This window comes from Klenkia terrae (assembly GCF_037083865.1).
Classification (GTDB): Bacteria; Actinomycetota; Actinomycetes; order Mycobacteriales; family Geodermatophilaceae; genus Klenkia; species Klenkia terrae.
In genome coordinates, this window is record NZ_JBAPLV010000026.1 from 1 (window position 1) to 17,462 (window position 17,462).

The 17,462-nt window shown below is 73.4% G+C and carries 16 protein-coding genes and 1 riboswitch; of the genes, 7 read left to right on the forward strand and 9 right to left on the reverse strand.

What is annotated here, in order from left to right:
• Positions 1 to 731 (forward strand): hypothetical protein (locus tag UXQ13_RS19150; protein WP_472975160.1); only part of this gene is annotated, 731 nt, incomplete at its 5' end.
• Between the two features lie 147 nt (positions 732 to 878).
• On the opposite strand, the gene UXQ13_RS19155 is transcribed toward UXQ13_RS19150, so the two are convergent.
• The 3 genes from UXQ13_RS19155 to UXQ13_RS19165 form a co-directional block, all read right to left on the reverse strand.
• Positions 879 to 2,306, reverse strand: coding sequence for a glycine hydroxymethyltransferase (locus tag UXQ13_RS19155; protein ID WP_225233464.1), 1,428 nt, complete (start codon positions 2,304 to 2,306; stop codon positions 879 to 881).
• Between the two features lie 19 nt (positions 2,307 to 2,325).
• Positions 2,326 to 2,406: riboswitch (ZMP/ZTP riboswitch) on the reverse strand.
• A 34-nt stretch (positions 2,407 to 2,440) separates the two neighbouring features.
• Complete coding sequence (locus tag UXQ13_RS19160; RefSeq protein WP_336392776.1) at positions 2,441 to 3,832, reverse strand: metallopeptidase TldD-related protein; 1,392 nt, start codon at positions 3,830 to 3,832, stop codon at positions 2,441 to 2,443.
• A 5-nt stretch (positions 3,833 to 3,837) separates the two neighbouring features.
• The gene (locus tag UXQ13_RS19165; RefSeq protein ID WP_336392746.1) at positions 3,838 to 5,334 is read right to left on the reverse strand and encodes a TldD/PmbA family protein; all 1,497 of its coding nucleotides are present in this window, start codon (positions 5,332 to 5,334) and stop codon (positions 3,838 to 3,840) included.
• A gap of 61 nt (positions 5,335 to 5,395) precedes the next feature.
• On the opposite strand from UXQ13_RS19165, the gene UXQ13_RS19170 reads away from it, so the two are divergent.
• A complete protein-coding gene (locus UXQ13_RS19170; RefSeq protein ID WP_336392747.1) occupies positions 5,396 to 5,893 on the forward strand; it encodes a low molecular weight protein-tyrosine-phosphatase in 498 nt (165 codons plus the stop codon).
• A 33-nt stretch (positions 5,894 to 5,926) separates the two neighbouring features.
• Positions 5,927 to 6,724 (forward strand): MBL fold metallo-hydrolase, encoded by a 798-nt coding sequence (locus UXQ13_RS19175; protein ID WP_336392748.1) that lies wholly within the window; start codon positions 5,927 to 5,929, stop codon positions 6,722 to 6,724.
• Positions 6,725 to 6,765: 41 nt separating this feature from the next.
• Here the strand turns inward: UXQ13_RS19175 and UXQ13_RS19180 are convergent, their stop codons facing one another.
• Positions 6,766 to 7,146 (reverse strand): cupin domain-containing protein, encoded by a 381-nt coding sequence (locus UXQ13_RS19180; RefSeq protein WP_225233468.1) that lies wholly within the window; start codon positions 7,144 to 7,146, stop codon positions 6,766 to 6,768.
• Positions 7,147 to 7,257: 111 nt separating this feature from the next.
• On the reverse strand, positions 7,258 to 8,556 hold the full coding sequence (locus tag UXQ13_RS19185; RefSeq protein WP_336392749.1) for an amidohydrolase family protein: 1,299 nt from the start codon (positions 8,554 to 8,556) through the stop codon (positions 7,258 to 7,260).
• A 34-nt stretch (positions 8,557 to 8,590) separates the two neighbouring features.
• Here UXQ13_RS19185 and UXQ13_RS19190 point away from each other — a divergent pair, with 34 nt between their 5' ends.
• The 4 genes from UXQ13_RS19190 (at position 8,591) to UXQ13_RS19205 (ending at position 12,355) form a co-directional block, all read left to right on the forward strand.
• Positions 8,591 to 9,295, forward strand: coding sequence for a DedA family protein (locus tag UXQ13_RS19190; protein WP_225233470.1), 705 nt, complete (start codon positions 8,591 to 8,593; stop codon positions 9,293 to 9,295).
• Positions 9,292 to 9,966, forward strand: coding sequence for an HAD family hydrolase (locus UXQ13_RS19195; protein ID WP_336392750.1), 675 nt, complete (start codon positions 9,292 to 9,294; stop codon positions 9,964 to 9,966). The genes UXQ13_RS19190 and UXQ13_RS19195 overlap by 4 nt, the downstream gene beginning before the upstream one ends.
• Positions 9,967 to 10,058: 92 nt before the next feature.
• Positions 10,059 to 11,744, forward strand: coding sequence for a MinD/ParA family ATP-binding protein (locus UXQ13_RS19200; RefSeq protein WP_336392751.1), 1,686 nt, complete (start codon positions 10,059 to 10,061; stop codon positions 11,742 to 11,744).
• Positions 11,741 to 12,355: an alpha/beta hydrolase family protein gene (locus UXQ13_RS19205; RefSeq protein ID WP_336392752.1), complete on the forward strand. Its 615-nt coding sequence runs from the start codon at positions 11,741 to 11,743 to the stop codon at positions 12,353 to 12,355. Before UXQ13_RS19200 ends, UXQ13_RS19205 begins: the two co-directional genes overlap by 4 nt.
• A gap of 120 nt (positions 12,356 to 12,475) precedes the next feature.
• Here UXQ13_RS19205 and UXQ13_RS19210 read toward each other — a convergent pair whose 3' ends face one another.
• The 4 genes from UXQ13_RS19210 to UXQ13_RS19225 form a co-directional block, all read right to left on the reverse strand.
• A complete protein-coding gene (locus UXQ13_RS19210) occupies positions 12,476 to 13,384 on the reverse strand; it encodes an SRPBCC family protein (RefSeq protein WP_336392753.1) in 909 nt (302 codons plus the stop codon).
• A gap of 101 nt (positions 13,385 to 13,485) precedes the next feature.
• A complete protein-coding gene (locus tag UXQ13_RS19215; protein WP_336392754.1) occupies positions 13,486 to 14,346 on the reverse strand; it encodes an FAD binding domain-containing protein in 861 nt (286 codons plus the stop codon).
• Positions 14,343 to 16,814, reverse strand: a complete 2,472-nt coding sequence (locus UXQ13_RS19220) for a xanthine dehydrogenase family protein molybdopterin-binding subunit (protein ID WP_225233476.1) — start codon at positions 16,812 to 16,814, stop codon at positions 14,343 to 14,345. Before UXQ13_RS19220 ends, UXQ13_RS19215 begins: the two co-directional genes overlap by 4 nt.
• The gene (locus UXQ13_RS19225; protein WP_225233477.1) at positions 16,811 to 17,299 is read right to left on the reverse strand and encodes a (2Fe-2S)-binding protein; all 489 of its coding nucleotides are present in this window, start codon (positions 17,297 to 17,299) and stop codon (positions 16,811 to 16,813) included. Before UXQ13_RS19225 ends, UXQ13_RS19220 begins: the two co-directional genes overlap by 4 nt.
• Positions 17,300 to 17,462 lie beyond the last annotated feature (163 nt).

Genomic DNA, 17,462 nt, shown 5'->3' on the forward strand with positions numbered 1-17,462 from the left:
CCGGCGGCAACGGCGGCGCGGCCACCAACACCACCTCCGCCAGCGGCACCACCTCCGCCGACGGCGGCCGGGCCATGGGCGGCGACGTGACGGCCAGCTCCGAGGCCGTCGGCTTCGGCAGCTCGTCCGCCGAGACCGTCGTCGACGCACCGACCCGGGCCAACGGCGGCTACGCCGAGGGCAACGACGCCGACAACAGCGGCAACGTCCGGGGCGGCGACGGAGGCAACTACGGCATCGCCTACAGCGGCGCCTCGGTCACCGTCCACTGCTGGAACTACAAGAGCAACGACAACTGCAACCCCGTGACCACCACCGGCGCCGCCACCAACACCAGCACCGGCGGCGACGGCGGCTCGGCCACCAACACCACCTCCGCCAGCGGCAACACCTCTGCCGACGGTGGCTGCGCGGTCCACGCGGCCGGTGACTGCCCCAGCGAGGAGCCGACCGCCCCGGTGCAGCCGGAGACCCCGTCCCCGGTCCAGCCGGTCGCCCCGGCCCCGGCCCCGGCCCCGGCGGAGCACGTCACGCCGGTCGCCTCGGGTTCGGGCAGCCACGGCACCTCGGGTTCGACCAGCCAGGGCACCTCGGTGAGTGCTTCGCACTCGTCCGCGGCGACGCTGGCCTACACCGGTGCCGACGTCACCGACGCCCTCGGCCTGGGCCTGCTGGCCCTGGCCGGCGGCATGGGGCTCGCCCTGGCCGGTCGCCGGCGCACGACCGTCTGACCGGTGTCCGGTCCGCCGTCCCGTGAACCCGGACGGCGGACCGGACACCGCAGGACCTGCAAACGATCATGGGGTTGTTGTCCGCTCGACACGCACAGGCGGCGTGCCGGGTGGGCGACAACCCCATGATCGTTGTCCGGGGTCGGGTCAGCTCAGGTCGACGCCGGGGTAGAGCGGGTGGGCGCCGACGATCTCGCTGGCCCGGGCGTGCACGCGCTCGGCGACGCCGTCCTCGATCGTGTACTTGACCTTGGACTCGCCCACCGCGGAGGTGGCGGCGAGCACGTCGGCCATCAGGTCGCCGACCTCGGCCAGCTCCGCCGTCCCCAGCCCTCGGGTGGTGAGCGCCGGGGTGCCCAGCCGGATGCCGGAGGTGTACCAGGGGCCGTTCGGGTCACCCGGGACGGCGTTCCGGTTGGTGACCAGGCCGGACTCCAGCAGCGCGGACTCCGCCTGGCGACCGGTCAGCCCGGTCGCGGAGACGTCGGCCAGCACCAGGTGGTTGTCGGTGCCACCGGTGACCAGGGTGATGCCGCGGCGCAGCAGCGACTCGGCCAGCGCCCGCGAGTTGTCCACGATCCGCTGGGCGTAGTCGGCGAACTCGGGACGACGGGCCTCGGCGAACGCGACGGCCTTGGCGGCCATGACGTTGGCCAGCGGGCCGCCGAGCACCAGCGGGCAGCCGCGGTCGATCGAGGGGGCGTACTCCTCGGTGGCCAGCACCATGCCGCCGCGGGGGCCGCGGAGGGACTTGTGCGTGGTGGTGGTGACCACGTGCGCGAACGGGATCGGGTTCTCGTCGCCGGTGAACACCTTGCCGGCGACCAGCCCGGCGAAGTGGGCCATGTCGACCATCAGCGTGGCGCCGACCTCGTCGGCGATGTCCCGCATGGCGGCGAAGTCGACGCGGCGCGGGTAGGCGGAGTAGCCGGCGACCAGGATCAGCGGGCGGAACTCGTTGGCCTGCTTGCGCAGCGCGGCGTAGTCGATGAGGCCGGTCTCGGGGTCAGTCCCGTAGCTGGCCTGCTCGAACATCTTGCCGCTGATGTTGGGGCGGAAGCCGTGGGTGAGGTGACCACCGGCGTCCAGGCTCATGCCGAGCATCCGCTGGTCGCCCAGCGCCCGGCGCAGGTTGGCCCAGTCGGCGTCGGTGAGCGCGTCGACGTTCTTCACGCCGGCCTCGGCCAGCGCCGGGGTCTCGACCCGGTGGGCCAGGATCGACCAGAACGCGACCAGGTTGGCGTCGATGCCCGAGTGCGGCTGCGGGTAGGCGTACTCCGCGCCGAACAGCTCGCGGGCGTGCTCGGCGGCCAGCCGCTCGACGGTGTCCACGTTCTGGCAGGCGGCGTAGAAGCGGCGGCCGGGGGTGCCCTCGGCGTACTTGTCGCTGAACCAGTTGCCCATCGCCAGCAAGGTCGCCGGGGAGGCGTAGTTCTCGCTGGCGATCAGCTTCAGGCTGTCGCGCTGGTCGGCCAGCTCCTGGCCGATGGCGGCGGCGACGGCGGGTTCCACCGCGCCGATCACCTCGAGCGCGCTGCGGAAGGCGGTGCTCTCGGGCGACGGTGTGCTGGTCATCGGGGCTCCTCCGGGGATCGCTGGGTGCCCAGGCGCGCGGCGGTCCGTCGGGACCGCTCCCCGGTGGTGTCCCACCTGTGCGCCAGTCACGGCCCGGCACGAGGATACCGGGCCGTGCAGGCGCACGGGACCGGTCAGCTGGCCGGGGAGACCGAGCTCATGTTGAAGTCCGGGACGCGGAGCATCGGCATGGCCGCCCGGGTGAACCAGTCGTTCCACTCCCGGGGCAGGGTCCGCTCGGTGCGCGAGGCCTGGGTGGCCCGGCCCAGCAGCGAGACCGGGGACTCGTTGAACCGGAAGTTGTTCACCGCGCCGGTCACCTCGCCGTCCTCCACCAGGAAGACGCCGTCGCGGGTCAGCCCGGTGAGCAGCAGGCTCTGCGGGTCGACCTCGCGGATGTACCAGAGCGTGGTGAGCAGCAGCCCGCGCTCGGTGCTCGCGATCATCTCCTCGGTCGACGCGGTGGCCTGCGGGTCCTCCAGCACCAGGTTGTCCAGCGCCGCGGTGGGCGGTGCGGTCTGCTGCAGCGCCCAGGCCCGCGGCCGGATCAGGTTGGTCAGCGTGCCCCCGGAGATCCAGTTGATCGCCGGGGTGGTCATCCCGTTGTCGAACACCGACGACGAGCCCGACGAACCACCGACCACCTGGAACGGGGCGCACTCCAGCCCGGGCTCGGCGGGGTCGCTGCGCAGGGTCAGCGGCAGGCCGCAGATCCGCTCGCCGATCCGGTTGCCGCCGCCGGGCTTGGCGTAGACGTTGCGGCCCTCGTCGGCGTCCCGGGCCTCCATCGTCCAGTAGGCGTAGATCATCAGGTCGCTGACCGCCGAGGGCGGCAGCAGCGTCTCGTACCGGCCGGCCGGCAGGTCGACCCGGCGCTGCGACCAGGCGATCTTGCGCTGCACGTCGGCGGCCAGCGCCTCGATCGAGATGTCGGTGAAGTCGCGGGTGCCGACCCCGGCCCAGACCGAGCGGCCGAAGTCCCGGCTCTTGCCGTTGAGCTCGACCCGGCCGGTGGGCTGGTCGTGCCGCAGCCGCAGGCCGGTGGAGGTGCCCAGGTAGGTGGTGGACAGCTGGTGCTCGGCGAACCCGAACAGCAGCTCGTCGCGGCCGCCGGCCTCGCCGAAGGCCTGGCCCAGCGCCGGGGCGACCTCGCGGAACACCTCGATCGACGTGGTGGCGGGCTCGGCGTCCCAGTCGCCGGTGGCGGTGGGGGCCATCGGGTCGCCCGGGCTGATCAGCGGGACCGCGTCCTCGGCCGGGCCGGCGTCGCGGGCGGCCTGCTCGCTGGCGGCGACCAGCGCGGCGATGTCCGGGGTGCCGGTGCGGGCGACCGTGCCCGCGGCCATGCCGGCGCCGCCGTCGACGAGGGAGATGACGACGACCTGGCGGGAGCGCATCGCCCCGTTCGTGGTCAGGCTGTTGCTGGCCCAGCGGAGGTTGGCCTCGGAGCTGTCGACGACGTAGGTGATCTGCCCGTCGACCGTGCTGGCGGCCAGGGCGGCCTCCACGATCTGCTGGCCCGTCATGGCGGTCACTGCCCGCCCTCCTGCACCGTGTTGAGGATGGTCGTGCCCTCGAAGAGCGCACTGGGGCAGCCGTGGCTGACCGGCGCCACCTGCCCGGGTTGGGCCTTGCCGCAGTTGAAGGCGCCGCCGAGCACGTAGGTCTGCGGGCCGCCGACCCGGGTCATCGAGCCCCAGAAGTCGGTGGTGGTCGCCTGGTAGGCGACGTCCTTGAGCTGGCCGGCCAGCTGACCGCCCTCGATCTTGTAGAAGCGCTGGCCGGTGAACTGGAAGTTGTACCGCTGCATGTCGATCGACCAGCTCTTGTCGCCGACGACGTAGATGCCGCGGTCGACCCCGGCGATGATCTCCTCGGTGCTCGGCCCGTCGGGTGCGGCCTGCAGGGAGACGTTGGCCATCCGCTGCACCGGCACGTGCGCGGCGCTGTCGGCGAAGGCGCAGCCGTTGCTGCGGCCCATGTCGCGCAGCCGGGCCATGTTGCGGTCGACCTGGTAGCCGACCAGCACGCCGTCCTTCACGATGTCCCACTGCTGGCCGGCGACGCCCTCGTCGTCGAAGCCGACGGTGGACAGGCCGTGCTCGGCGGTGCGGTCACCGGTGACGTTCATCAACGAGGAGCCGTACCGCAGGCTGCCCAGCTTGTCGACGGTGGCGAACGACGTCCCGGCGTAGGCGGCCTCGTAGCCCAGCGCGCGGTCGAGCTCGGTGGCGTGCCCGATCGACTCGTGGATGGTGAGGAACAGGTTGGACGGGTCGACCACCAGGTCGTACCGGCCCGGCTCGACGCTGGGCGCCTTGGTCTTCTCCCGGAGCAGCTCGGGGATCTCGGCGATCTCGCCGCGCCAGTCCCAGGTGTCGCCGGTCAGGTACTCCCAGCCGCGGCCGGCCGGCGGGGCCAGCGTGCGCATCGACTCGAAGGCCCCGGTCGCCCGGTCGACGGTCAGCGCGGTGAACGTCGGGTGGATGCGGACCCGCTGCTGGCGGGTGCGGGTGCCGGCGGTGTCGGCGTAGTACTTCTGCTCCTTGACGTGCATGACGTCGGACTGCACGTGCTCCACGCCGTCGGCGGCCAGCAGCCGCTCGGACAGCTCGACCATCAGCCCGGTCTTCTCCGCCTCGGGGACGGCGAACGGGTCGACCTCGTAGGCCGAGACCCACTCGGCGTCGGGGTACACCGGCTCGGGGGCGAGCTCCACCCGGTCGGTGTTCACCGCCGCGGACACCTGCGCGACCAGCACGGCCTCCTCGGCCAGCCGGACGGCCTCGGCGGCGGTCAGCACCACGCCGGCGGCGAAGCCCCAGGTGCCCTCGTGCACCACGCGGACGGCCAGGCCGAGGTCCTCGCCGTCGGCGGCGGCCTCGACCCGTGCGTCGCGCAGCCGGATGGTCTGGGTGCGGATGCGCTCGACCCGGATGTCGGCGTGCTCGCAGCCCAGGTCGACGGCGCGGGTGAGGGCGGCGTCGGTGAGCGCGGACAGCGGGAGGGCCAGGAACGAGTCGTCCACGGAACGGGGTTGTGACACAGGTCCTGTCTACCAGCCGGGACCGACAGGAACACTCGAGTTCGTGAGCACTGCTGAGGACCCATACCGCATCGCGATGGTCTGCCTGGGCAACATCTGCCGCTCCCCGATCGCCGAGGTGGTGCTGCGGGAGATGGTCGCGGCCGACGGGCTCGACGGTGTCGTCGTCAGCTCGGCCGGCACCGGCCCGTGGCACGTCGGCGGCCCGATGGACCCGGGGTCGGCCGCCGTCCTCGCCGAGCACGGCCTGGACCCGACGCAGCACGTCGCGCAGCAGATGACGCCCGACCGGGTCGGCGAGTTCAACCTGCTGGTGGCCATGGACCGGTCGAACCAGGCCGACCTGGAGGAGATGGTCGGCGACCGGCGTCGTCCCCGGGTCGTGCTGCTGCGCGACCTCGACCCCGACGGCGACCCGGACCAGTCCGTCCCGGACCCCTACGGCGGCGGGCCCGAGGGCTTCGCCACCGTGTACGCACAGGTCGAGGCGGCCTGCGCCGGCCTGGTCGCCCGGTTGCCGGAGCTGGTCGCGGACCGGTGACTCCCACCCCGCCGACCGGGGTAGGGCAGGGCGATGCCTGACGACGACGTCTCCCTGACCTTCGGCGGGACAGCCACCACGCTGCTGCGGCTGGGCCCGTTCACCATGCTGACCGACCCGAACTTCCTGCACCGCGGCCAGTGGGCGCACCTCGGGTACGGCCTGCGCAGCCGACGGCTCACCGACCCGGCGATCACGCCGGCCGACCTGCCCGAGCTCGACGGGGTGCTGCTGTCCCACATGCACGGCGACCACTGGGACCGCATAGCCACCGCGGAGCTGGCGAAGGACCTGCGCGTGGTGACCACGCCCGAGGCGGCCCGGTGCCTGGCCGACCGCGGGTTCACCTCGACCGAGGACCTCCGGCCCTGGCAGACCACCTCCCTCGACCGGGACGGCGTGGTGCTGCGGGTGACCTCGGTGCCCGGCGTGCACGGCCCCGGCCCGCTCGCCCGGCTGCTGCCGCAGGTGATGGGCAGCGTGCTGGAGCTGGTCCGGGACGGCGAGGTGCGCTGGCGGGGCTACGTCAGCGGGGACACCCTGCTCCGCCCGGTGCTGGCCGAGGTGCTCGAGCGCTGCGGACCGCTGGACGCGATGGTGCCGCACCTGGGCGGCACCAAGATCGGCCCGTTCCTGGTCACGATGGACGCCCGCCAGGGCACCGACCTGGTCCACCTGCTGCGGCCGGGGGTGACCGTGCCGGTGCACTACGACGACTACGGCGTCTTCCGCGACCCGCTGGGCAACTTCGTGCACGAGGTGGCGCGGCGGCGGGCCCCGGGCGTCGTCCGGACCGTGGCGCGGGGGCAGACGGTCTCCCTCCGCGCCTGAGTCAGCCGCGGGCCTCCTGCGCGCGGCCGGTCCCTCGGTGATCAGTGCTGGTGGTCATCCACGAAGGCGATGTCGAAGGCCTTGTTGGTGATGAAGAGGAACGTCACGTCGGCGTCGTCAGTCGCCCCGTGCTGCATGGTCCCGCCCTCGGGGAACCAGACGAAGCTGCCGACGCCGTGGTCGCCCTGGTGGGTCCGCAGGGTGCCCTCCAGGACGTAGACGCCGTGCGCGCAGGGGTGCGTGTGCCAGGGGTTGGTGAACCCGGCGCGGTAGACCATCTTCAGCACCGTCACCCCGGTCTCGGGATCGCTGACCAGGGGCACGTGCTCCAGCTCCGCCCCGATGGCCGGGACCGGGAAGAGCTCCCAGGCCGCGGTGGTCGTGTCGACGACGGTGAGCTCGACGGGCTGCGTGGCGGTCACGGGATCTCCTCCGGGGGCACTGGCTCGGCCGGGTCGACCCTCGTCGCCCCGGGTTGCCCCTGGGTCACGGCCGGAACACGTCCGCGGGTCACCGCGACCGTGCCGGCCCCCTCACCCGCGCGCCTCGGCGGCCAGCCGGAGGGCGCGGGTCTGCACCTGCGCGCGCAGCTCCGCCTCGTCGACGGTGGTGGACACGCCGTCCCGCACCACCTGGCGGCCGGCCACCCAGGTGTCCCGGACGTGCCGGGAGCCCACCGACCACACCAGGTGGGTGATCAGGTCGGTGATGTCGCCGACCGGGGTGAACGCGATGTCGTCGGTGTCCAGGTGCACCAGGTCCGCGCGCCGGCCGGCGACCAGCTGGCCCAGGTCGGGCCGGTCGACCGCGTCCGCGGCGGCGCCGGTGGCCAGCCAGAACGCCTCCGGCGCGGTCAGCGCCAGGGCGTCGCGCTCGCGGAGCCGGGCCAGCTGGGCGGCCAGCCGGAGGTCCTCGAACAGGTCCAGGTTGTCGTTGGACGCCGGGCCGTCGGTGCCCATCCCGACCCGGATGCCCAGGTCGAGCATGTCCCGCAGCCGCGCGGTGCCGCTGGCCAGCTTCGCGTTGGACCCGGGGCAGTGCGCCACGGCGACGTCGTACTCCCGCCACAGCTCGAGGTCGGCGTCGTCCATGTGCACGCAGTGGTCGCCCAGCACCCGCCCGCCGAGGACGTCGTGCGAGGCCAGCAGCGAGGGCACGCTCAGCCCGTGCTCGGTGAGCAGGTCGGCGCCCTCGGTCGCGGTCTCGGCGACGTGGATGGTCAGCAGCAGCCCGTGCTCGCGTGCGGCCAGGCCGGCCTCGCGCAGCACCGGCAGCGGCACCGTGTAGGCCGAGTGCGGCCCGATCCCGTACTCCACCTGCGCGTCCGAGGACGACGCGAGCCCGACCGCGGTCTGCAGCTGCTCGTCGAAGGTGCCGTAGCCGGGCAGCCCGATGAGCGGGTTGGCGACGATCGAGCGGGCACCGGTCGCCCGCACCGCCGAGGCGATCCGCTCGGGCTGGAAGTACATCTCGACGCTGGTGGTCACCCCGTGCCGCAGCATCTCCGCCGAGGCCGCGGTCATGGCGACCTCGATGTCCTCCGGGGTCAGCCGGGCCTCCCGGGGCCACATGACCTCGCGCAGCCAGCGGTCCAGCGGCAGACCCTCGCCCTGGCCGCGGAACAGCACCATCGGCGCGTGCGAGTGCGTGTTGACCATCCCGGGGGTCAGCACACCGGGCAGCCGGGTCACCTCGGCGTCCGAGGGGGGCGCGTCGGCCGCGGGGCCCACCCAGCTGATCAGCCCGTCCTCGACGTCCAGCACGGCATCGGGGACGACGGTGCCGGCCCGGTCACCGACGACGACGGCCCGGGCGGTGAATCGCTGCGTCATGCCCCCGGACGCTAGCCGCCGATACCGTGGGCGCATGTCTGTCCTCGCCGCGACCTCGTCCGACCAGGGTGGCATCACCGGCTTCCTGCTCGACCTGATCGAGACCCTGGGTCCGGTCGGGGTCGGGCTGACCATCTTCATCGAGACCGTCGTCCCGCCGATCCCCAGCGAGGTCGTGCTCAGCGCGGCCGGGGTGCTGATCAACGACGGCCGGATGGCGCTGGTCCCGACCATCCTGTTCGCCACCCTGGGCTCGGTGCTCGGCGCCGCGGTGCTCTACCAGGTCGGCCGGTCCCTGGGCCCCCGCCGGTCGCACGCGTTCCTCGACCGGCTGCCGCTGGTGAAGACCGCCGACGTGGACCGGACCTTCGAGTGGTTCGAGCGGCACGACCGCCCCGCCGTCTTCTTCGGCCGCATGGTGCCGATCGTGCGCAGCTTCGTCTCGGTGCCGGCCGGGGTGGTCAAGATGCCGTGGGCGCAGTTCCTGGCCTACACGACGCTGGGCTCGCTGATCTGGAACTCGCTGCTGATCGGCCTCGGGGTGGCCCTGGGCGACGTGGTCAACGACTACCTGCAGTACTTCGACTACGTCATCTACGTCGCCGTGGTCGCCGTCGTCGTCTGGTTCGTCGTCCGCGGGGTGCGCGAGCGCCTGCACCAGGGCGACGCCGAGCCCGACCGCAGCGCGGCCGACCGCCTGCTGGAGACCGAGCGGCGCCGGGACGACGAGGACCGGTGACCCGCACCCGGCCGGTGGTGGTCGCCTTCGACGTGAACGAGACGCTGCTGGACCTGTCCCCCGTCCGGCAGGCGCTGGTCGACCACGGGGTGTCCGCCGAGCTCTTCCCGGCCGTGTTCTCCCGGACGCTGGGCACCGGGTTCGCCGGGACCGTCGCCGGCAGCTGGTGCCGGTTCCGCGACGCCTTCGACACCGCGCTGGTGCAGCTCACCGACCTGCCCGCCGCCGACCGGTCCGCGGTGGCCGACCGGTTCGCCGGCACGTCCCCGCACCCCGACGTGGCCCCCGCCCTCGAGCTGCTGGCCGACGCCGGGATCCGGGTGGTCACGCTGACCCACGGCGCACCCGGGATCGCCGAAGCCGGCCTCGCCCGCGGCGGGGTGGCCCACCTGGTCGAGCGGTCGCTGTCCTCCGAGGCGATCCGGGCCTGGAAGCCGGCCCGCGAGGTCTACCTGTGGGCCGCCGGGGTGTGCGACGTCGTCCCGGCCGACCTGGCGCTCGTCGCCGTCCACGCCTGGGACGTGCACGGCGCCCAGCGGGCCGGGCTGACCGGTGGGTGGTCGGCCCGTACCGAGCGCCGGCACGCGCCGGTCTTCGACCCGCCGCACGTGTCCGGCGAGGACCTGGTCGCGGTGGCGCAGGGCCTGGTGTCGCTGCCCCCGACCGGGTGATCGGGCAGGCCGGGCGCGCGCTGCTGCATTAGCGTGATCGCGTCCGACCGGCACCGGCCGGTACCTCGCCGACTCCCGATGGGGGCCCATCCGTGTCCGACCGCCCAGCCGACCCGACCCCCGACGACCCCGCCGCCGAGGCCGGGACGCCGTCGGAGGAGGCCCGCCGGAAGACGGACGGCGACCGCTGGCAGGCCTCGCTGGACAGCTGGTCCACCGACGGCGCGCAGGCCGGCGCGGACGAGGAGCGCGGCACCCAGGAGATCCGGCTGTCCCCACCCCCCGGCGGCCCGGCCGCCGAGTCGTGGGAGCAGACCGCCCAGCAGCCCAGCGTGCCCGCCGAGGAGCGCTCCTGGGAGCAGCACTCGCAGGAGCACATCGCATCCTGGCAGCAGCCGCCGTCCTGGCAGCAGGCCGCCGAGGCCGAGCGCCCCCGCACCGAGGCGCCGGCCGAGCAGCCAGCGCCCAGCTGGCGACCGGCCGACCAGCCCGTCGGCCAGCCGGCCTCCTGGGAGCAGCAGCCGTCCTGGGAGCAGCAGCGCTCCTGGGAGCAGGCGCCGCAGCAGCAGGTGCCGTCGCACCAGGTCAACCAGCAGGCCCCGCAGCAGCCGGCCTGGGAGCCGCCGCCGGGCGCCCGTCCGTGGGAGCAGCAGCTGCAGGCACCCCAGCCCGCCGCCCCGGCCGCCCAGCCCGAGCCGCAGCAGCAGCCGCCGGCCCCGGAGCCCGTCCAGCAGGGCCAGTGGGCCCAGCAGCAGCCCGCCCCCGGGGGCTGGGGCAGCCAGGGCAGCGCCACCTGGACGCCGGACCAGCAGTCCGGTCAGCCGCAGCCCGCCGGTCCCCCGCCCTCGTTGACCTCGCAGTCGCTGCTGCGCCAGGCCGCCGAGACGCCGACCCGCGGTTGGCGACGGTTCCTGCACAAGGCCAGCGGTGGCACGGTGAACCCGGGTCTGTCCCAGGCCGAGATCGAGCACCGCGCCCTGGTGCAGCGGGTGACCACGCCGGTGCGCGGCAGCAACCGCATCGCCGTGGTCTCGCTCAAGGGCGGCATCGGCAAGACCACCACCACCTGCTGCCTCGGCCTGACGCTGGCCCACCACCGCGGTGACCGGGTGGTCGCCGTGGACGCCAATCCCGACGCCGGCACGCTGGCCGAGCGGCTGACCAACGTCACCGACGTGACCGTGCGCGACCTGCTCGCCGCCACCGACCGGATCCGGTCCTTCACCGACGTCTCGGCGTTCACCTCGCTGGCCGGCCGGCTGCAGGTGCTGGCCAGCGACCAGGACCCGGCGCTGTCGGAGGCGTTCAGCGAGGAGGAGTACACGACCGTCGCGGACATCCTGGCGCGGTACTTCAACATCATCCTGACCGACTCCGGCACCGGCCTGCTGCACTCGGCGATGTCCGGGACGCTGGCCATCGCCGACTCCCTGGTGGTCGTCGGCGCCCCGTCGGTGGACGGCGCCAGCCGGGCCAGCAAGACCCTGGACTGGCTGATCGCGCACGGCCACGAGGAGCTGGTCTCCCGGTCGGTGGCGGTCATCTCCAGCGTCCGGCCGAACACCGGGGACGTGGACATGGGCATGGTGCGGGCGCACTTCGCCGCCCGCTGCCGCGCCGTGGTGGAGATCCCCTACGACACCCACCTGGTCACCGGCGGGCTGATCGACCTCGACCGCGTGGGTGCCCCGGCCCGCCAGGCCTACCTGGAGCTGGCCGCGCACGTGGCCGACGGCTTCGCGCTGCCGCCGCTGACCCGCCGGCCCGCCACCGCGTGAGCCCCCGCGACGTCGACACCCCCCTGGGCCCGGCCCGGGTCACCACCGACGACCCGGCCGGGCCGCCGGTGGGCACGCTGCTGCTGGGCCACGGCGCCGGCGGCGGCATCGAGGCCCCGGACCTGCTGGCCGCCACCGATGCCGCCGTCGCCGGCGGCTGGCGGGTGCTGCGGGTGGAGCAACCGTGGCGGGTGGCCGGCAAGCGGGTGGCCGCGGCACCCCCGCGGCTGGACGAGGGCTGGACGGCGATCCACGCCGGCATCGCCGACCTGCTGACCGGGCCCGTGGTGTTCGGCGGCCGCAGCGCCGGGGCGCGGGTGGCCTGCCGGACGGCGGGGCCGCTGGGTGCCACCGCCGTGCTGTGCCTGGCGTTCCCGCTGCACCCGCCGGGCAAGCCGGACAAGAGCCGGGCGCACGAGCTGACCGGCGTCGACGTCCCGGTGCTGGTCGTGCAGGGCGACAGCGACGCGTTCGGCGGCCCCGCCGAGGTGCAGGGCGCGCTGGGCGACCACCGGGCACAGGTGGTGGCCGTGCGCGGCGACCACGCGCTGAAGGCCGACCCGTCCGCCGTCCGGTCCGCCGTCACCACCTGGCTCGCCGCCCTCGCCTGACGCGCCTGGCTCAGCATGGATCAGGGGGGTGCCGGGAAGTCCGTCCTCCTGCACCAGATCTGGCGCAGGAGGACGGAGTTCGCGGCACCCCCCTGATCAACGCTCCGGGAGCGGGTGGGGCTACTTGCGGATGCGGCGGACCAGCAGGGCGACCAGCACCAGGGCGCCGACGCCGATCGCGGCGGGCTTGGCGAACTGGGTGAACGCCGCGCCGCCGGCGACCTCGAGCAGGTCGATCGGCTCGGGCTCGGCCTGGACCGCCCGGGGGCGGGAGGCGGCCGGGCCGCTGGTGCCGGGCTTGTTCGCCGGACCCGTGGTGCCCGTCGGCGGCTTGGACGGCGCCTTCTTGGCGGGCTTGGCCGCCTCGCCCGCCGCGTCGGCTGCCTGGTCGGCGGCGGCCGCGGTGGCTGCCCCGGCCTTGCGGGCGGCCTCGGCGATCGGGGTGTCGGCGTCGGTGCTGGCCACGGACTCCGCGACCTCGCCGACCGCACCGGCGGCGGTGGCGGCGGCCTCGGCGACCTTGCCCTTGACCGTGGGCTCCTGCTGCTGCGCGGCGGCCTCGAGGTCGAGGGCGTGCTGCTCGTCGCTGGTGCCCAGCTGGGCGGCCAGCTTGTCGGCGAACTGGCCGAGCAGCTTGTTGCCGACGTCGGTCATGACGCCACGGCCGAACTGGGCCGGCCGGCCGGTGATGTTCAGGTCGGTGAGCACGTTGACCCGGGTCGAGGTGCCCTCGTCCTGCAGCTGGGCGGTGACGACGGCCGCGGCCGTGCCGTTGCCGCGCTGGTCCTTGCCGCGGGCGTCGATGACCGCCTTGTGGGTGGCCTCGTCCTTCTCGATGAAGGAGGCCTTGCCGGCGTAGGTGAGGTTGATCGGGCCGAGCTTGACCTTCACGCGACCGGTGAAGTCGTCGCCGTCGACGGAGTCCAGCGCCGCACCGGGCATGCACGGAGCGATCCGCTCGATGTCCAGCAGCACCTTCCATGCGTCGTCGATGGGGACGGGGACGAGGAAAGAGTTCTCCAACTGCACTGGTGGACCTCCGGGTGGTGTGTGCGGACGACGGCCGGCCCACCCGCGAGAGGGGTGGACCGGCCGGCGTCCGGGGGACGTGCTGGAGCCTGCTGGCGACGCTACAGCCCGGCGGCCGCCCGCACCGCTCGTCCGGTCAGCACCCTGGCCAGGTGCTGGCGGTAGTCGGCCTGCGCGTTGAGGTCACTGCTGGGCTCGGTGCCCTCGGCGGCCTGCGCGGCGGCCGCGGTGACGGTCTCCAGGCTGACGTCGGCGCCGACCAGGGCCTGCTCCACGGCGGTGGCCCGCAGCGGGGTGGAGCCCATGTTGGTCAGGCCGATCCGGGCCTCGGCGATCGTCGAGCCCTCCCGGCGCACCGCCGCGGCGACGGCCACGATCGACCACGCCTGGGCGACCCGGTTGAACTTCTCGTACCGGACCCCCCAGCCCTCGCCGAGCTTGGGCACCCGGATCTCGACCAGCAGCTCACCGTCCTCCAGCGCCGTCGTCAGGTAGTCGACGAAGAACGCCGAGGCCGGCACCGAGCGCCGTGCACCGCCGGGCCCGGCGATGACGAACTCGGCGTCCAGCGCCAGGGCCACCGCGGGCAGGTCACCGGCGGGGTCGGCGTGCGCCAGGGCGCCGCCGAAGGTGCCGCGGTGCCGGACGGCGGGGTCGGCCACCGTCTCGGTGGCCTCGGCGATGAGCTTCCCGTACCGGGCGATCAGCGGGTCGCGGAGGATGTCCGAGTGGGTGGTCATCGACCCGATGACGAGCGAGTCGCCGTCCTCGCGGACGCCGCGCAGCTCGGTCACCTTCGTCAGGTCGACCACGGTCTCGGGTGCGGCCAGCCGCAGCCGCATGACCGGGATGAGCGACTGCCCACCGGCCATGATCTTGACGTCCTCCCCGCCGGCGGCGATGGCCGACAAGGCCTCGTCGACGGTGGTGGGGCGGGCGTACGCGAACGCAGCGGGGATCACTTCGCCTCCTCGTAACCGGACTCGGTGGTGCGGGCGCCGCCGTAGGCGTTGCTGCCCTCGGCAGCGCGTGCCCCGCCGTCCCCGCCCTGGTGGATGGCCCGCCAGACCCGCTCGGGGGTCAGCGGCATGAGGATGTCCTTCACCCCGAGGTGCCGGACGGCGTCCAGCGCGGCGTTGACCACGGCCGGGGTGCTGGCGATGCAGCCGGCCTCGCCGACGCCCTTGGCGCCCAGCGGGTTGCTGGTCGCCGCGTGCGTGGTGTTGCCGGTGTGGAAGGTCGGCAGGTCCATGGCCGAGGGCACAAGGTAGTCCACGAAGGTGCCGGTGGTCAGGTTGCCGTCGGCGTCGTAGATCGCCTCCTCGTACAGGGCCTGGCTGATGCCCTGGGCGAGCCCGCCGTGCATCTGGCCCTCGACGATGATCGGGTTGACGATGTTGCCGATGTCGTCGACGCAGGCGTACTTGCGGATCTTGACGAACCCGGTGTCGGTGTCGACCTCCATCGCGCACAGGTGGGTGCCGTGCGGGAAGGAGAAGTTCACCGGGTCGAACGCCGCCTCGGCGTCGATCGAGGGCTCGATGCCCTCCGGGTAGTCGTGCGCGGCGAAGATGGCCAGGGCGATCTCCTGGATGCCCAGCCCGGCGCCCGGCGTCCCCTTGACGGAGAACTTCCCGCCGGAGAACTCCAGGTCGTCCTCGCTGGCCTCGAGCAGGTGCGCGGCGATCTTGCGGGCCTTGGCCACGACCTTCTCGGCGGCCTTGACCACCGCGGTGCCACCGACGACCAACGAGCGCGAGCCGTAGGTGTCCAGGCCGCGGGCGCTGACCGCGGTGTCGCCGTGCAGCACCTCGATGTCCTCGAAGGGCACACCCAGCTGGTCGGCGGCGATCTGGCTCCAGGCCGTCTCGTGGCCCTGGCCGTGCGGGGTGGAACCGGTGATGACCTCGACCTTGCCGGTGGGCAGCATCCGGATGGAGGCCTGCTCCCAGCCGCCGGCGCCGAAGGCCAGCGAGCCGAGCACCCGGGAGGGGGCCAGGCCGCACATCTCGGTGAACGTCGAGATGCCGATGCCCAGCTGGACCGGGTCACCGGACTCGCGGCGCTGCTTCTGCTCCGCGCGCAGCTCGTCGTAGCCCAGCAGCTCGAGCGCGGCCTGGGTGGCCTGCTCGTAGTCGCCGGAGTCGTACTGCAGGCCCGCCACCGAGGTGAACGGGAACTCCTCGGCGTTGATCCAGTTCTTGCGGCGCAGCTCCATGGGGTCCATGTCGAGCTCGACGGCCAGCTCGTCCATGATCCGCTCGATCGCGAACGTGGCCTCGGGCCGACCGGCACCGCGGTAGGCGTCGGTGGGCACCTTGTTGGTGAACACGCCGTCGCACTCGAAGCGGTAGGCCGGGAACTTGTAGATGCCCGGGAACATGAAGGCGCCCAGCGCCGGCACGCCCGGGGTGATCAGCCGCAGGTAGGCACCCATGTCGGCCAGCAGGCGCACCCGCAGGCCGGTGACGGTGCCGTCCTTCTTGGCGGCGACGTCGATGAACTGGACCTGGTCGCGCCCGTGGTGGGCGGTCATCAGGGACTCCGAGCGGGTCTCGGTCCACTTCACCGGCTTGCCGAGGCGGCGGGCCACCAGCAGCGCCAGGATCTCCTCCGGGCAGACCTGCAGCTTGCCGCCGAAGCCGCCGCCGACGTCGGGGGCCACCACGCGGAGCTTGTGCTCGGGGATGCCGGTGGTCAGGGCGCCCATGACCCGCAGGATGTGCGGGATCTGGGTGGCCGACCACAGCGTGTAGTTGTCGCCGGAGACGCCGACCACGGCCGAGCGCGGCTCCATGAACGCCGGGATCAGGCGCTGCTGGACGAAGCGGCGGGACACGGTGACCTCGGCGTCGGCGAAGGCCGCGTCGGTGTCGGTGCCCGTGCCGGCCTCGCCGGCGTCGAAGACGAAGTGGTAGCTGGTGTTGGAGCTGGTGGAGGCGTGGACCAGGTCGGCGCCGTCCTTGACGGCCTCCTCCATGTCCAGCACGACCGGGATGTTGGTGTAGTCGACGTCGATGGCCTCGACGGCGTCCACCGCGGCGGTGCGCGTGCGGGCGACGACGATGGCGACGGCCTCGCCGACGTGGTTCACGGTGTCCACGGCGATCGAGGGGTGGCCGGGGTTGACCATGTCCGGGGTGACCGGCCAGGCGCAGGGGATGCTGCCCTGCTCGTCCTTGAAGTCCTGCCCGGTGAAGACCGCGACCACGTTCGGGCGGTCCTTTGCGGCGCTGACGTCGAGGTTGCTGATCGTGCCGTGCGCGACCGGGCTGCGCAGGAACGCCATGTGCAGCATCCCCGGCAGGACCATGTTGTCGGTCCAGTTGGTCTTGCCCGTGATGAGTCGGCCGTCCTCCTTGCGGAGGCGGGCCGAGCCGACCTCCTTGGCCGGCTCGGTGACGGTGGTGGGCTCGTCGGTGAGGGTCATGCCTGTGCTCCCGTCGTGGTGGAGCTCATCTCGCCCGCGGCCTGCTGCACCGCGCGGACGATGTTGACGTAGCCGGTGCACCGGCAGAGGTTGCCCTCGATGCCCTCGCGGATCTCGTGCTCGCTCGGGTTCGGGTTGTTCTTGAGCAGGTCGATCGAGGCCATGATCATCCCGGGCGTGCAGTAGCCGCACTGCAGGCCGTGCTGCTCGTGGAAGGCCTTCTGCATCGGGTGCAGGGTCGCGCCGTCGGCGATGCCCTCGATGGTGGTGACCTCGCTGCCGTCGGCCTGGACGGCCAGCACGGTGCAGGACTTCACGCTCTCGCCGTCCAGGTGGACGGTGCAGGCGCCGCAGTTGCTGGTGTCGCAACCGACGACCGTGCCCACCTTGCCGAGCTGTTCCCGCAGGTAGTGGACCAGGAGTGTTCTGGGCTCGACGTCGTCCACGTAGGACGCCCCGTCGACCCGCACGTTGATCTGCGTCATGTACTCCGCCTCGTTGCAGGGTCGTGTGACAGCGGTCGCCCGCCACCTGGCCCGAGTGTGCCGACGGACACAGTCCTTAGGCCACGCTTACCTGGCGGACCGCACTCGGGACAGCCCGCGTGTGCGGAGACAACAGGCCTGTGGGTCCGCAGAGGCCGACCGG